Source organism: Streptomyces sp. NPDC051677, assembly GCF_044453465.1.
In the GTDB taxonomy this organism is placed as follows: Bacteria; Actinomycetota; Actinomycetes; order Streptomycetales; family Streptomycetaceae; genus Streptomyces.
On the sequence record NZ_JBITCT010000108.1, the window covers coordinates 1 to 13,371 of the forward strand.

Consider the following 13,371-nt stretch of genomic DNA (forward strand, 5'->3'; position numbering starts at 1 on the left):
CGTCCGGGTAGCCGGTCGTTCCTGGTGCCGTGTCCGGCCGTCTGTCGGCCGTCCAGCCGTCGCCGGTCGGCATCTTCAACGGCCGGTCTTTTGGGGGGTGTTGAGGGGGTTAGCGAGCGCGAGAGAGGGACGGCTGTTGGGTGCCGTCCCTCTCAATGCGCGGGAACTTTTCCTCAGTGTGTGTCTTGCCAAGCTGTGAGGAGTTCCCGCCACCGTTCACGACTGATTACCCGATGGCTCCATTCGTGGTCGGTGGGTTCCTTCCCGAAATCTTCAAGGGCCTTACCGACAGCTACGCTAATGAGTGCGTTTCTGAGTTCCGGTCGGGGTGCAGCCTTTCCATTAAGAACCCTGCTGATCTGCTGTCGTCCGACCGTGACGCCTTCACTCTGTACGGCGTCTGCTAGTTCCTGCCCCTTCCTGGCGTACATCTTTTTCAGCGCCGGTACTGCGATGCGTTGGAAGTCGTCTTTACCGGTGCCGTATTCAGTGACGGGTGCCTCTCGTTCGGGAATCGTGTCTGTGGAACGCTCTTCCAGATTGTTGGTTTCCTTGCCCTGGTGTTCCCACACGCTCACCTTTACGCGAGGTCGTTGCAGTAGACCTCTTGTGTCATAACCGCACGCCTCCCCGTTAGAGTCCGTGAACTTGTATTCGGGGTGGACGCTGTACTTGCTCACCACGTCCGCGTAACTATCGACTCCGACCACGGGGAAACCCTCGATGGTTTGCACGTCTGCGGGAACATTGGTTGCGATGACGTACTCAGGGCTTTCGGGATCGTGCATGTTACGGAAACCGATCGTCCCCCATTCTTCGGGGTTCGAACTGAACGGCCCGATTAGCCGGAAGTCGCTTCCACGGACCGCGCGCCCAAGTCTGGTGACTACCGGAGCCATGATGAATCCATAGGGCTTTATCTGGTCTCGGTATTCCTTGCCGTCATTCCAGTGTCGAAGATGCTCGTACATGTTCCATGTGGACACTGCCACTTTGGACATGACCGGACGCGCGAACCAATAGGGTTCGGTGACCTCATGTCCAGCGTCTTTCAGGATGATGTACCGCCAGATATCGCGCACCCATTCGCGCGTTCCTCGTTCTTCCTTCAACCGGGGATCGGTAGGAATGTCCTCCGGGTTCATGTACTGCCCTAGACCGTGCTCTTTGACTTTCTTGTTGTCAGGGAACCGGATTCCTCCGTCTTCCGCTATCTCAAACTCTGCGTACCGTTTTGCCGAGATGGCATAGCAGTACGGTTGCGGGTCTTCCAGCCTCTTGGGAAGTTCCCGTTTCAGAATCTCTACGGTTCCGGCCTTGCCCGCATCGTAGGGGTTGAGCGCATCAAACCGCTTACGTATCTCTTCAACCTTGCTATACGGCAGAACCGGGATTGCGCCCGGATACCCGCTCTCTACCGGGCGCGGGGGCAGAACGCATTCCGGCGCTATCCAGCCTCCCTCATGGCTGGCGACGATTGCCATAGAGTCGGTATCGCACATTACCCAGGTTCCGCCCTCATCTGTGACGAGCTTTTCCAGCATGCCCAATACCAACCGTGCGGCCCCTGTGATGAGTGCCCCGATGGGTGGGAAGCAATATTGCCCCGGTGTCTCGGGTTTGCGAACTACAGCGTTCCATGAACCGTGGTTGCCGTGAATAACCTCTTCGGATTCTTCCTTGTCGTCTTCCCGGTTGACCTCAACGAAGATGCCGTACGATCCGGCGTTGGCAAGGATTTTCAGGAAGAGCACGTTTCGGCATCGGTCGCATGTACCGCACTCACATTCCCGCTCGTTCTTCAGAGCTAGTCGGCGCTCGATGACCGCCCGGAAGAAATCCTCTTTCGCGGGATTGATGGGAACTTGCCCACGCAGCTTTACAGGTTTGAGGTCAGAGAGCTTTTCCCCGCCCGGATAGAACCTGAACGCACGCAGGATCTCAGGAACCTTGCCCGCGTTTATCTTGGCATTGATGACATCGGGCAGCGACCACCAATTCGGCTCATCACTGGTCACATAACTAATACCGATGGTTTCGCTAGGGGCCGTACCGAATCGAGCCCGTACAGGAAACAGATCCTCTGTCGGTCGCACTTGCACGATGCCCCGGAATTCCGGCCAGCGTGACGCATCGAAGAGGTCGTCTATCTCAATCTCTTTTACTAGCTTTCTGACCTCTTCGGTTTCCTCACGCACGTCTATACGAGAGGCTGTCAGGAGATCCCAGAGCCTCATATTGGCGTTCACGGTGGGATACATTGAGGTCACGTCTACGTGCGAAACCGGGGCAGGCACCTTGCGTATGTGCGCCTCTGCCCTTCCGCCGTAAAACGTGGCCATTGAGTAACCGATAATATCGTCTGGGAAGTCAGGTTGCTTTTCCAGTGGCTTGGGTACCCCCATTGCGTCAAGGTACTTCTTAGCTATGGAGGCCGGAGAGAACACCTTGTCGTCTGTCAGGTCAATAGGGTGTTTGTCGAGTTCTTCCACTAGCTTTACGTACAGGGATGCTGTCGCGTGCACATCCTTACGGCAGTAGTGAATATGCTCTGCGGTGATCTGTCCGTATGGCTGTTCCGACTCGTCTTTGAGGGATTCAGCGCCGAACGCCTTACCTGCTTTGGCGAGCGTATAGCTTTCACTGGTGAGTCCAAATGCGAGGGTTGACGCATCACAGAAATAGTCGGTGCCTTCCTTGCCTCCGGTGTAGGCGAACATAGCGCCCTTTATTCCTCGCTTGGCTGTACGGATGTTGCCGCTCTTACCGCCTGCCCTCATGTCATGGGTGAACCCACCCGAATACTTCCCGCGAGCCCTGGTGACTCCTGTAGCGATGCGCGAGAGGTCAAACGGGAGATTGAATCCCACTACGGTTGCGGGCTTGTTTGCTTTCCATGACCGGGAAGGGTAGGCCGCATGGTTCATTCGTTCCGCGAATTCGGTTTGCGGTATGAGCTGGATATCGGAGGCCGGCTCGCGCTCTATGTCATTGCTGATGACGTCCCAGGTGTCTACCACAGATGAAAACTCATTCGGCGGGTACAGGTCCGGCGGCAGATTACCCATAATGTCGTCACTGGTCATCCCTTCGGGCCATCCTTGCCGGGCGTGGTCGTGAAACGTCCTCTTGTCGTATTCGGTCGGTGCGTACTTACCGCGAATATGGCTATGCCCTCGCAGCACATAGTCTTGAAGCACGGCGTAACCATCCGGGTTTCGCTCCGGAAGGTCATCCGCGTATATCAGGTATTCGGCTACGGGGTGCAGCTTCCCGTCTGCCCCTACACACAGGTACAGGGCAGCCCCGAAATTGAGACGCTGTTCTTTGTCCGCTGTTGTTTCCGTGTCGAACACCATCACATGTTCGATGCGCTCGAATACTCGCCTACGTCGCTTGCTCCGCTTACGGCGAGCCTTCACCGGGGAATCCTGTTGCTGAGTCCATGCCCGAACCTTTGCCGTGCGGTATTGGCGCTTCACCGGTCCTCCAAGTAGTCGATAGCAAGGCTCACGAGAGAACCCCTAATCGTGTCTGTCTCGCGCTTCAAGGTGGCAAGGCCAGCGCGAGACTCGATAGCGTCAGCCAATGCACGAAGTGAGTTGCCTGCCCAATCAGCATGGCTTTCGCACCACTCGATGAACGATTCAGGGTCACGCGCCACGGCAACAAAAAGCCGGGTGATGATAGAGCTATCGCCGAACATCAATCCAGCTATGTATGCCGTCATCGTGGCCAACATTTCCGCATCGCCGGGAAGGCTGGTTTCTACCAACTTGACCGGAGGATTCTTGCGCAGCTTTTCGCTCTTGGGTTCCGGCATGTCTTCACCAGCGCCAGAGCCAATCAATCGGGTGAACAATTGGCCCGAAACCCGGATTGCATGGGGTAGGCCGACCATGCCCCATCGGCGGGTGAAGGTTTCCAGTATGTGAAGGGTTCCCATGCACATTGCCCAACCGCTCACATACTCGGTTCGTCTCTCCTCTTTTCCGAGGGGCACGCGGTGCACGTAGTGCCAGGCTTTGAGCCATCCGTTATTGCAGCGCGAGCACACCTTTACCGTGTAGTCGCCGTTATTCAGACGGCCCGCTATGTGGTGTTCCTCCAACGACCCTTCAAGGCCGCATACCCAACATGTATCCACGGCCATCATTCCTCGTAAAGGTCGTCAAAGAACGGGTCACCAGCGTTGGCCTGTTGCTCAATGACGTTCAGGTCTGTTTCCAGATACCTACCGCCCACACGAACCCCGGAAAAGCTACTGACTCCGGAACCCGTCGGGTCGTTACCGTTGATGTAGTCGAGTACAGCCGAGTAATACTCTCCGTACGTTTGCCGGTCGGTTTCGCTGAGTGAGTCACGGGATATGGAGACAATCCCCGTTCCTGCCTCATTGAAGAGAAGTCGGTCCCCCCGGTCGCTGGGAAACTCGCGTATGTCGGAAGGCTCGTATCCTTGCGACCGGAGAATGTCCAATGCTTCCTGCGGGATGTCTCGCCACCATTCGCGTGCCATTACCGCACACCCCCCGGAATCCGGGGCGAGAAAGCGCCGGGGGTCCCAGGGGCTGGGGTGCCTGAGCTACGGGCCGTCACGGGGGCCGGGCAACGGTGTTGCATAGATTCATACAGGCATGCCGCATTTGGTATGATGGTATTCACAGGTTGATCCCTTACTTGAGTGGCACGGCCCCCGCTGGTATCGGGGGCTTTGCCGTGTGTGCCGGTGTCGTCATTGTGTTGACGACATGTCGTCATTGGCTGAGTGTCAGACGCTCACGGAGAATGATTTCTAGCAACGCCTGATGATCGGGGAAGATGCCCCACATCTTCATTCGCCGCCATACCTTCTCTAGCTGTTCCTCCGACATGCGATCCAGCAAGTCATATACGGTTGCCGACTCTCTCAAGACCTCCATGTATTTCATGATGTCAGGGTGAAGGTGAGCCGTCGTGCGCCGAAACTTCCGATTGGCGTGTCCTTTGGTCATGCCGCATTCTCCTCAACGTCCATGGCCTGTATCGGCCATTCGCCATTCACGACAGCGTCAGGGTTGTATTTTGCGCCGCTCTTCCGTTCGTTCCGGAAGTACGCTTGCAAGCTCTGTGCCTGTTCTCTCCGCCATTCCTGCTGTGATTGGTAGAGGTCAGCCGGCCTCATGAGCCCCAAATACGGGAACCGTTCAAAGAGCTTTTCTGACAGGAGTACAGCAGCCGAAGCGTCAGCATCCGCACTGTGCCAATCGTTCAGCTCAATTCCGTAATGCTCACAGGTGGGTTGAAGCTTCCTACTCCCGCGCCTGTACTTGTCTACCGCCTTGTCTATGACGTGCGGATCAACAAGCGTGCGAGGCTCGATTGCAAGCCGTTCGCTCATCACAGGCAATCTGTTACGCCGTAGCTCCGCATCCAATACCGTCCAGTCATAGGAGAGGTTGAACGCGATAACCGGACTCTGACGTGACAGAGCTGTAGCGAGATTCCCCGCTATCTCGTCTAGCGCTCCCCGTGGCTTTCGCCCTTCCGCGCGTGCTCGTTCAGTGGTTACACCGTGAATGGCGGCGGCCTCTTCCGGAATCTCGATCCCAGGATCAATCAGCCATTGAAAGCTGCGGATTGTTCGACCGCCGCCACGCACGATAAGTGCCGCTGTCACGATGCGCGCATTGCTCGGATCAACACCAGTGGTCTCGGTGTCGAATCCGATTTTCACGGCATCGCTGAACTTCACTTGGAAAGAACCTCCACAATCGGAACCCCCATGAAATACCGAGCGGCAATCAGGAACGCCAGTGCGCCGAGTACGACGATTGCAGCGGCCTGCGGAGTCCCGTTATTCATGACTTCCTGCATCTCCTCTTCCTTTCCGAGTGCCGTGCTTGCGGCTCCGTAATTTTCGTAAGTAGTCATGTCCTTATCCCTTCTCTAACTCTCCGAACCCCTATGGCCGGAGAAACCCTTATTCCGTCGCTGACAGATCAACCCCATTGACGGGAACGGGTGTCAGTTCCCCGAGCGCAGAGCGTTTCTCGTTACGAGCCACGTTGTGAGCGTGCGAGCGATTCACGATCACACCCCGTTCCGCCAACCAATCGACAGCGGCCGGAACGTCGTACGAATCCAGCACACGGAATGCATACCGCAACGCATCTGCCTTGCTCATAGCCGACACGTCCTCAGACCCCGTTACCGCGCTCCGAGGCCGCGCCGGTACTCCGGTCCCCCGGACCGCTGAAACGGCCTCCTCTGGCCTTGTGATGCCCTCAATGACGGCTGTCTTCCATGCCCGGTAGGTTTCCTCTCTGGCGACTATCCAGCGCAGTACGCGGAACCTTGGCAATGGAGGTTCGAATACCCCCGCCTCTGAGAGACCCCACCGTCTGATTCTTCTGATGACGACTTCCAAGAGGGTTGCCCCAGCGATACTCATTCCGGGGAAGAACCAAACGGCGTCTTTCGCCTGGACGTTCAAGCTGTGCCGGTAGTTCGCGAATGCCGACGCTCCCGCGAACACCCAAACAAGGATGTGCGGGGCTCCCCCTGATTCCCCACGCCACGCCGCATAGACAGTCAGAGAGATGCACAGAGCTGCGGCGCAATCGAGAGCGACGAACACCACGTAAGGCCATACGCCGTTGAGCCCCAATCCGTTCTCTGATTTCGCCCACCTAACCAAATCCTGTGAGGACAGAGCGACCGGTGAAACTACGACGATTGAGAGTGCTATTCCGATGACCGTTGCGAGGATCTTTTGAGGGCCGGAGGCCGGCTCGCGATTGCTGGTCATGCCGCCTCCCTGTTCGCGCTGAAAGGGACCGTCTTATTCAGAACTCTTTTGCCCACCTGTGCCAGGGCATAGAACGGAACCTCTTCCGCTCCGTTCATCTTGACCGTGAAAGACGCTTGAAGAGCTACGCCATGACAAGCCCTGTGCTCAGCGTCAATACGCTTGCTTTCGGCCCTGAGCCGTTCCCGCTCTTCCCGCAGTGCGCTTTCGTAGTCGTTGAGACGACGTTTGAGAGCAGCCAACTCCCGATTACTCAGGCTGTCGAGTGGCGCTGTTTCGTCCTCTACGCTTTCTGCGTAGAGGACAGAAATCAGCGTCGGCCGTCCTGCGGGGCATCCTGGGAGCGGAACACCGTCAATGGAACGCAGATACTCAACGTCAAGCGCTGCCAATCTGCGCTCATCTGTACTCGGGGTTATATCGATCCTTCGACTATGGGTGTCCATATCCAACTCTGCGAAGAGTGCGGATATGTCAGCACTCCTAATTGAGGACTCCCTGTCGGAGTGATACCGCAGCGTGAGAGCAACCCATTCCCCGAACAGGTGGACCGCATGTGTGCGCCGGTTGTGCTGAACGATGCCGCCAATCTCAGCTTTCAGCTTTGTGATGCGTTCACGCCTGCGAGTGATGATTTCCTTATCGCTGGTCATAGTGTCCCCCTAACGGGCCGACAGAACACGCTATGCGTGGTGGACGTAAGGCAGCTCTCACACATTGGTCTACCGCAACGCTCGCAGCGTCGCGTGAAATTGTTCTGGCAGTCGGCAAGGTCGCACTGACCTTCACTCTTACAGTGCCCACAGATGCAGATTCCGCTAGATGCGCAATCCACGTGTGCCGGGCGTCGTCGGTGCGGATAGGTGCTGTAATCCAGCGTGTAGCCGTTGATGTAGGCCATGCTCACGACCTCCTTTCAACATTTCTATGGATGTGGTCTGAGTGAACGTTCCAACAGCTCTTCTAGCTTGATTGGTTCGCTCGGATTGAGCGGGTTATTGATTCCGTCCGGATTGGAGTAAGTCCCCTCCGGTCGAAAGTGGCAGCGCCACCGGGTATCGTTCTGCGACTCCCGCACCGTTTCTAGGAATTCTCCCTGCTGTGGGGTGAGCATCTTTCCTGCCTTGGTTCGAATTGCTCAGGCTCACTCAGTAGCGAGCGAGACAAGCCGTACAGCTGCAATGCTGGCGAGCATGATTACCGCGAATGCGGTTACAGCGATACCGACCGTGAATGCGCCAGGCATTGTCAGCAATGCGAGGCAGGCAACCAGGAACCATCCGAGCGTGTCTCCGATGGTTTCCATTCGGGCCGTGTGCGCGGCGAACCTTTCAGCCGGTGACCGGTTCGAATCCCGTTCTACACGCCACAGAGCCTCTGATTCAGTGTCGGTGGCGTCCGCGAGTTCCGGCGATTTCTCCGTGTAGTCAATGCCGTACTCAGCCTTAAGGTGTTGCTGTAGTTCGGCTATGACGGCCGCCCGTTCCTCACCCGTTATGGAGAGAGCCCGATTCATCAGACGTTCTGCTGTCGGGTCTTCAATGGTCAGAGTCTCGCGGTCATAGTGGTTATTCATCATGGTTGCCCTCTTCCGATTGGTTGGGAATCAAATCCCTGAGACGGTAGTAGCCCCGTCCGGTCTTCGGACCGCGTAGCTTGAGATATGCGTCCATCACATCCTTATGAATGAACGTCCCAAGGGGAGTCTTCACAACCTCGATGACTCCGCTACGAATCCGATTGCGGATCGTGAAGAACGACTCTTCCGCCATTTCTGCCGCTTGCGTCATTGTGTAGTACGGGAAATCGTCCCCCATTGCACTGCCCTTTCTTGGATAATTTGAGGCCCGAGAGGCTTCAAGATCAACAGTCCGGCGCAGTTCACCGGCCCTACCCTCTATGATAATTTGCGGGCGGGTAATTCCGAAGTGCCCGAATCGGGAGTTTCGGGGGCGTCGGACCCGCAGGTGAGCGGCCATCTACAAAAGACTCCGCAATAGATGTGAAATTCAGAGGCCGGTTCGCGCCTGCGGGTTGGAAGACGAAAGACTCTCGGTATAGCTCTGCCGAATCAGTGACGCGAATCCCAGAGAGAAAGCGAGCCGGAAAGGCTGTCGCAACAGACGGCACTCGCCGAGTACGTCACCTCTGTACGTCAACCCGATGACGTACAGACCCAACCCAGCAAGCCACCGACCAACCAGGCCGGGAACGGCACCACGTTCCGGGGCACCCCTGCCGGACGGCTACACGGGCCGGATCAACGGCGGTACCTTGGAGCCCCACAACAGAAAAGAGCCCCGGCCAGTGTTGGCGCACTGACCAGGGCAGCACCCCGAACGATGGAGGTTCGACGTGCACACACAGGCTAGCTCCGTCCTCATGGACCCTGCTACCGGCCCGACCGTGGCGGACGTGTACCGGCGCGAGTCAACAGACCCGCGCGTCATCGTCGTAGACGGCTACGGCGCAACGATCAACGTCCGTAACGGGCACCTGGTCATCTCAGACGGCATCGGCCCGCATCGGCGCACGCGACAGCTCCCGAAGGTTGAGCGGAACGTTCGCCGCATCCTCGTACTGAATGCGCGGGGCTCCCTCACGTTCGATGCCGTCCAGTGGTGCAAAGACGTTGGTATCTCTCTGGTCTACACAGATAGCACCGGAGAGGTATTGCTGTGTTCCGACACGGGCAACGATGCTCGGTTGCGTCGCGCACAGGCATTCGCCGGACAAGACGGACCCTATGAGTCTGTGGGGCTCGACATTGTGAAACGCATTCTCAGCCGGAAGCTATCCGGGCAGGCTGCGAACCTTCGGGCCATGGGACACGAGAAAGCCGCTCGCGAAATCGACTCATGCGCGGTGCGTATTGAGGAGTCCGACACTGTAGACCTTTGCCGTTCCTGGGAAGGTGCGGCGGCATCCGCGTATTGGGGTGCATGGACCGGAACCGTAGCCATGCCATGGAAAGACGCGGACGCGGAAAAGGTTCCCGCTCACTGGACGGTTTACGTGTCCCGAGCGAACCTCACAAGCGGGAAAGCGCGCGGAGCAACTGACCCGGTAAACGCAATGCTGAACTACTGCTATCGGCTGGCAGAGGCGGAATGCGTACTCGCGTGTCACTCCGTAGGGCTAGACCCTGCATTCGGCATGCTGCACCTGGACAAAGACTCTCGCGACTCGTTCGCCCTTGACCTCTTGGAAGTCGTACGGCCGGAAGTCGAACGGCTCGTGTTGAAGATGCTCGGAGTCATTGAGGGCAGACAGAGGGAGTTTCACCGGTCGGAGTTTCACGAGACCCGAGAGGGAACGTGCCGACTTGTCGCACCACTGACTCACGAACTAGCCGAACAATGCCTCACATGGGCACGGTCGTTGGCTCCAATCGTGAGGGAATACGCGCTCATGCTCGCTCACGCAACTGGGGGGAACGTCACCGTTCCGAACCCCACCAAAGACAAAACCCTCATGCGCGAGCCGGCCTCCGGGCAGAAACCCCGGAAGAACGCGGCGAAGAACGAACCGCGGAACTCTTCAGTGAAACGGCCTCAGCCTGAAAGGCGGGAACGAGCCACGCGCGTACCGTGCACCGTGCGGGATGTCATTCCGTCAGATCTCTGGGAACAAGTCTCTGAGCAACTTCCCAAACCCCGTCAGAGCAACAAAGCAGACCAGCGACTCAGCAAACACGGCGTGTTGGCGGGTGCTGTGTGTACTGAAATCCTGCGCATCCCCGGTCGGCATCTACCGCCGACCATTGCCGACAGGAAAACCGTCCGCACGCATCTACAGCGCTGGAAAGCAGACGGCACATGGGATGCCCTCGTTCCTGTGCTCACTGGTCACCCCCACGTACGAACGCTGATGAGTGAGGCAGGCAAACCAGGGGCGTAACGGCCGTCTGCTGTGGGGGTTCCTCCGTTGAGGTGAGGGACCCCCATTGGCATGCTGCGAGCCGCAGCCAACGCCACGGTAAGCGGGCTCCCCCAGGAAGCGCGCGGGCTCGCCCTGGACGGCCGCAGACGGCCGCCCCATCGGTACGTCACTCGGTACGTGAACAGGTAGACGTACCGGACACGTTCGCCGGTTGAGGCAGAGGTAGGCCGGGCCCATGGGCGGCCCTGGACGGCCGCCACGGGCGCCGGTAACGGCGTGCGTGAGGGATGCGTCAGACTCGCTATGAACGGCTCGCAGAACGGCTATCAGCCGATAGGCCGTTTGCGTACTCACGCTGCCTTGTGCTCAGCGAGTAGTGAGGCTACTTCCGGAACATTGGGGAAGTCTTCCAACCGGCACAGCATCACCCGAATACGTTCCGCTGTTCTCTCTGAGGCAACATCCGCTGATATTGCGATAACCCGTTCTGCTACTGCGGCTGCCTCTTCGGGCTCATTAGCGTCAGCTAGTGCGACAGCAAGCCATGATAGATAGAGCGCAAGTTCGCGTGTGTGTGTTGTGTCGTAATCCTTGAGTACATCACGCAACAAGGGAACAGCGCGCAACGGTCGGTGCAGTTCTGTATAACAGCGGGACTCCATAACTCGGAGTTCTCCAGCATCCACCCAATATAGATATGCGGGTGATTCCGTACCCGCGCTGTCATCCGCCAATGCTTCAGAAGCCTCGCCCAAAGCCCTCATAGCCGGTTGCGCTTCCCCCGCCTTTGTATGAGCCCATGCCACCCTGTCTAGGTAGAGAGCCCGTGCTTTCGGCGGTGCTTCGCTACCAGCATCGGTAAGGGCAGCGTGAGCGAGCGTCACGCCTTCGGTTTCCCGCCCGGTATTGGAGTATTGATAGGCGAGTGACCCGGCAAGGTTTCCGGCTAGTGTATGGTCCTCTGCCTGCCTCGCCGCACTGATACCTAGACGGTAGATACGTTCCGCCTCTGCATGCTGCCCGGCATCACTGGCAATCCATCCGGCAATCTGCGCCAACTCGCCGATCTGTCGTAGGAGTTCGCGCCCTACGTCGGCGGTATGACTCCCCTCGCGATAAAGCTTCACAGCGGAACGGAGTTCACGCAGTGCGGGGCGAATAAGGTCACCCCCGGCAATCACGTCATCGGCAAGTCTCAGACCGTGAACGCGTTGCTGTAGGTCATATACCGAACCCATACCGATACGGCGCCCCGAACGAATCCGGAGAGGGGCTAGGGGGTCACCATCGGGAAGGTAGTCAGCCAGTGTTGGCAATGGGGGTTCAACTGGCTTTTCAGAAGCCTTGAGATCAGCAACCGTCACGCCCAACGCCTGAGCTATGAGTGGCAACCACTCTCGGGGAGTGCGCTTGCCAGTCTCGTAACGGCTGATCTCCTGCCGTCCGATCGGCTCCCCGTTGACTCCAGCCAACCGGCACACCTCACGCGCTAGGCGTGCCTGACTCCAGCCTCGCTCTTCGCGCAGACGTTTGATGTTGGCCCCGATGGCGCTGCTCATACCCCCATTCTGGCCGACAGTTGGCCGACAGTAGGCCACTATGCCGCCTCTACTTGGGGCGGAAGGGTCGAGAGACGCAAGAAAGACCCCCGCAACCGTGGCGACGGTCCGGGGGCATGGACCCCACCTGAGAGGCAGGCAGAGCCATGACAGAGAGTAGGCCCATGGGGCGCCTACTGCCATGGACAGGCGATGACGGACAACCCGCCTTCCTGGCACCGGGCAGCGAGAACGGTGCACTTGCCCGACTCGCTGACTCGCTCGAACAGTCACAACTTCAAGACGCATCGGTAGTGTTCGATCACGCCGTATCCGTCTTGGAGAACGACAGCGCATCCGCCGTTGAACTGCGTTTCGTCGCTGAGCGGTTGAGCGAATGCCTGTTCAACGCCATGCGGGTAGCAGACAGCAGGGGCGCGCGCCTGCCCAACGCTGAGGGGGACGCATGAGCGGCACACAGTGCGCCGAGTGCACCCAGTTGGAGCGTGAGAAGGAAGAGGCGCGCAGCGTTGGGAACATGAGTCGAGTCACGGACTGTGACGTGTTGCTCAAACGGCATCCGGACCACAGCGAAACGCTTGCTCCGGCCGGGAAGGGGTGGGCATGACGCGCGCTACCTACCGGTTCCGTGAGTACACGCTGAGGCCGGACCGAACCCCGGAAGCTGACACCGTTCTCTTTGCCATCGAGTGCAAGGGATGCGGCCAGAGCAGCGACGGGGCAGAGAACCCCGAAGACGGCACCGAATGGGCCGCCGAACACCTCAAAGCGAACCCCGGTCACTTGACCTACCGGGAGCACATCACACGCCCGTACCGATTCGAGGCGGGAGCGTGGCAGTGATGGAAACGGCGCAGCGACTGACAGCACAGGACTGGACACCGGGCACCGTCGGAGACGACGTGATGACCGTGCACAAGGTGCGGAACGGCGCGCCCGTATGTGGCGCTGTCGGCAAGGTTGACGAGTGGCAACGGCGGGTGACATGCCCCGCCTGTCTCGCCACCGAATAGCCCGGAGGGAACGGCCAGAGAGAGCACCCGCGCATTGAGAGGGACGGCACCCGTGAGCCGTCCCTCTCTCGCGCTCTCAACACCGTTCAACGGCCCGCAGACGGCCGCACCATGAACCCCGCGAGCGA

14 protein-coding genes are annotated in these 13,371 nt (G+C 58.5%); 3 read left to right on the forward strand and 11 right to left on the reverse strand.

Going from position 1 to position 13,371, the window contains the following annotated elements:
• Positions 1-173 precede the first annotated feature (173 nt).
• From ACIBAF_RS48225 to ACIBAF_RS48270, 10 genes are all read right to left on the reverse strand, one after another.
• Positions 174-3,359 carry a DNA polymerase gene (locus ACIBAF_RS48225; protein ID WP_399473044.1) on the reverse strand — a complete coding sequence of 1,062 codons (3,186 nt, stop codon included), beginning with the start codon at positions 3,357-3,359 and terminating at the stop codon, positions 174-176.
• Positions 3,360-3,478: 119 nt separating this feature from the next.
• A complete protein-coding gene (locus ACIBAF_RS48230; RefSeq protein WP_399473046.1) occupies positions 3,479-4,111 on the reverse strand; it encodes a hypothetical protein in 633 nt (210 codons plus the stop codon).
• Positions 4,112-4,152: 41 nt separating this feature from the next.
• Complete coding sequence (locus ACIBAF_RS48235) at positions 4,153-4,518, reverse strand: hypothetical protein (RefSeq protein ID WP_399473048.1); 366 nt, start codon at positions 4,516-4,518, stop codon at positions 4,153-4,155.
• 238 nt (positions 4,519-4,756) lie between these two features.
• Positions 4,757-4,993 (reverse strand): hypothetical protein, encoded by a 237-nt coding sequence (locus tag ACIBAF_RS48240; RefSeq protein ID WP_399473050.1) that lies wholly within the window; start codon positions 4,991-4,993, stop codon positions 4,757-4,759.
• A complete protein-coding gene (locus tag ACIBAF_RS48245) occupies positions 4,990-5,733 on the reverse strand; it encodes an exonuclease domain-containing protein (RefSeq protein ID WP_399473052.1) in 744 nt (247 codons plus the stop codon). The genes ACIBAF_RS48240 and ACIBAF_RS48245 overlap by 4 nt, the downstream gene beginning before the upstream one ends.
• Complete coding sequence (locus ACIBAF_RS48250; protein WP_399473054.1) at positions 5,730-5,912, reverse strand: hypothetical protein; 183 nt, start codon at positions 5,910-5,912, stop codon at positions 5,730-5,732. The genes ACIBAF_RS48245 and ACIBAF_RS48250 overlap by 4 nt, the downstream gene beginning before the upstream one ends.
• A gap of 49 nt (positions 5,913-5,961) precedes the next feature.
• Positions 5,962-6,789 (reverse strand): DUF2637 domain-containing protein, encoded by an 828-nt coding sequence (locus ACIBAF_RS48255; RefSeq protein ID WP_399473056.1) that lies wholly within the window; start codon positions 6,787-6,789, stop codon positions 5,962-5,964.
• Complete coding sequence (locus ACIBAF_RS48260) at positions 6,786-7,442, reverse strand: hypothetical protein (RefSeq protein ID WP_399473058.1); 657 nt, start codon at positions 7,440-7,442, stop codon at positions 6,786-6,788. Before ACIBAF_RS48260 ends, ACIBAF_RS48255 begins: the two co-directional genes overlap by 4 nt.
• Positions 7,443-7,933: 491 nt before the next feature.
• On the reverse strand, positions 7,934-8,368 hold the full coding sequence (locus ACIBAF_RS48265) for a hypothetical protein (RefSeq protein WP_399473060.1): 435 nt from the start codon (positions 8,366-8,368) through the stop codon (positions 7,934-7,936).
• The gene (locus tag ACIBAF_RS48270; RefSeq protein WP_399473062.1) at positions 8,358-8,606 is read right to left on the reverse strand and encodes a hypothetical protein; all 249 of its coding nucleotides are present in this window, start codon (positions 8,604-8,606) and stop codon (positions 8,358-8,360) included. The genes ACIBAF_RS48265 and ACIBAF_RS48270 overlap by 11 nt, the downstream gene beginning before the upstream one ends.
• Positions 8,607-9,195: 589 nt before the next feature.
• Between ACIBAF_RS48270 and cas1 the strand changes: the two genes are divergently transcribed.
• The gene (gene cas1 / locus ACIBAF_RS48275) at positions 9,196-10,689 is read left to right on the forward strand and encodes a CRISPR-associated endonuclease Cas1 (RefSeq protein WP_399473064.1); all 1,494 of its coding nucleotides are present in this window, start codon (positions 9,196-9,198) and stop codon (positions 10,687-10,689) included.
• A 332-nt stretch (positions 10,690-11,021) separates the two neighbouring features.
• Here cas1 and ACIBAF_RS48280 read toward each other — a convergent pair whose 3' ends face one another.
• On the reverse strand, positions 11,022-12,230 hold the full coding sequence (locus ACIBAF_RS48280; protein ID WP_399473066.1) for a helix-turn-helix transcriptional regulator: 1,209 nt from the start codon (positions 12,228-12,230) through the stop codon (positions 11,022-11,024).
• A 164-nt stretch (positions 12,231-12,394) separates the two neighbouring features.
• Between ACIBAF_RS48280 and ACIBAF_RS48285 the strand changes: the two genes are divergently transcribed.
• Complete coding sequence (locus ACIBAF_RS48285; RefSeq protein ID WP_399473068.1) at positions 12,395-12,679, forward strand: hypothetical protein; 285 nt, start codon at positions 12,395-12,397, stop codon at positions 12,677-12,679.
• 154 nt (positions 12,680-12,833) lie between these two features.
• Complete coding sequence (locus tag ACIBAF_RS48290) at positions 12,834-13,073, forward strand: hypothetical protein (RefSeq protein WP_399473070.1); 240 nt, start codon at positions 12,834-12,836, stop codon at positions 13,071-13,073.
• The last annotated feature ends 298 nt before the right edge of the window (positions 13,074-13,371 follow it).

Excerpts from the sequence above, each read along its gene's own strand:
- ACIBAF_RS48285 (WP_399473068.1), top strand. The coding sequence starts at position 12,395 with ATGGGGCGCCTACTGCCATGGACAGGCGATGACGGACAACCCGCCTTC.
- ACIBAF_RS48225 (WP_399473044.1), bottom strand. The coding sequence starts at position 3,359 with ATGGTGTTCGACACGGAAACAACAGCGGACAAAGAACAGCGTCTCAAT.
- ACIBAF_RS48255 (WP_399473056.1), bottom strand. The coding sequence starts at position 6,789 with ATGACCAGCAATCGCGAGCCGGCCTCCGGCCCTCAAAAGATCCTCGCA.
- ACIBAF_RS48270 (WP_399473062.1), bottom strand. The coding sequence starts at position 8,606 with ATGGGGGACGATTTCCCGTACTACACAATGACGCAAGCGGCAGAAATG.
- ACIBAF_RS48250 (WP_399473054.1), bottom strand. The coding sequence starts at position 5,912 with ATGACTACTTACGAAAATTACGGAGCCGCAAGCACGGCACTCGGAAAG.
- ACIBAF_RS48265 (WP_399473060.1), bottom strand. The coding sequence starts at position 8,368 with ATGATGAATAACCACTATGACCGCGAGACTCTGACCATTGAAGACCCG.
- ACIBAF_RS48260 (WP_399473058.1), bottom strand. The coding sequence starts at position 7,442 with ATGACCAGCGATAAGGAAATCATCACTCGCAGGCGTGAACGCATCACA.
- ACIBAF_RS48290 (WP_399473070.1), top strand. The coding sequence starts at position 12,834 with ATGACGCGCGCTACCTACCGGTTCCGTGAGTACACGCTGAGGCCGGAC.
- ACIBAF_RS48240 (WP_399473050.1), bottom strand. The coding sequence starts at position 4,993 with ATGACCAAAGGACACGCCAATCGGAAGTTTCGGCGCACGACGGCTCAC.
- ACIBAF_RS48280 (WP_399473066.1), bottom strand. The coding sequence starts at position 12,230 with ATGAGCAGCGCCATCGGGGCCAACATCAAACGTCTGCGCGAAGAGCGA.
- ACIBAF_RS48235 (WP_399473048.1), bottom strand. The coding sequence starts at position 4,518 with ATGGCACGCGAATGGTGGCGAGACATCCCGCAGGAAGCATTGGACATT.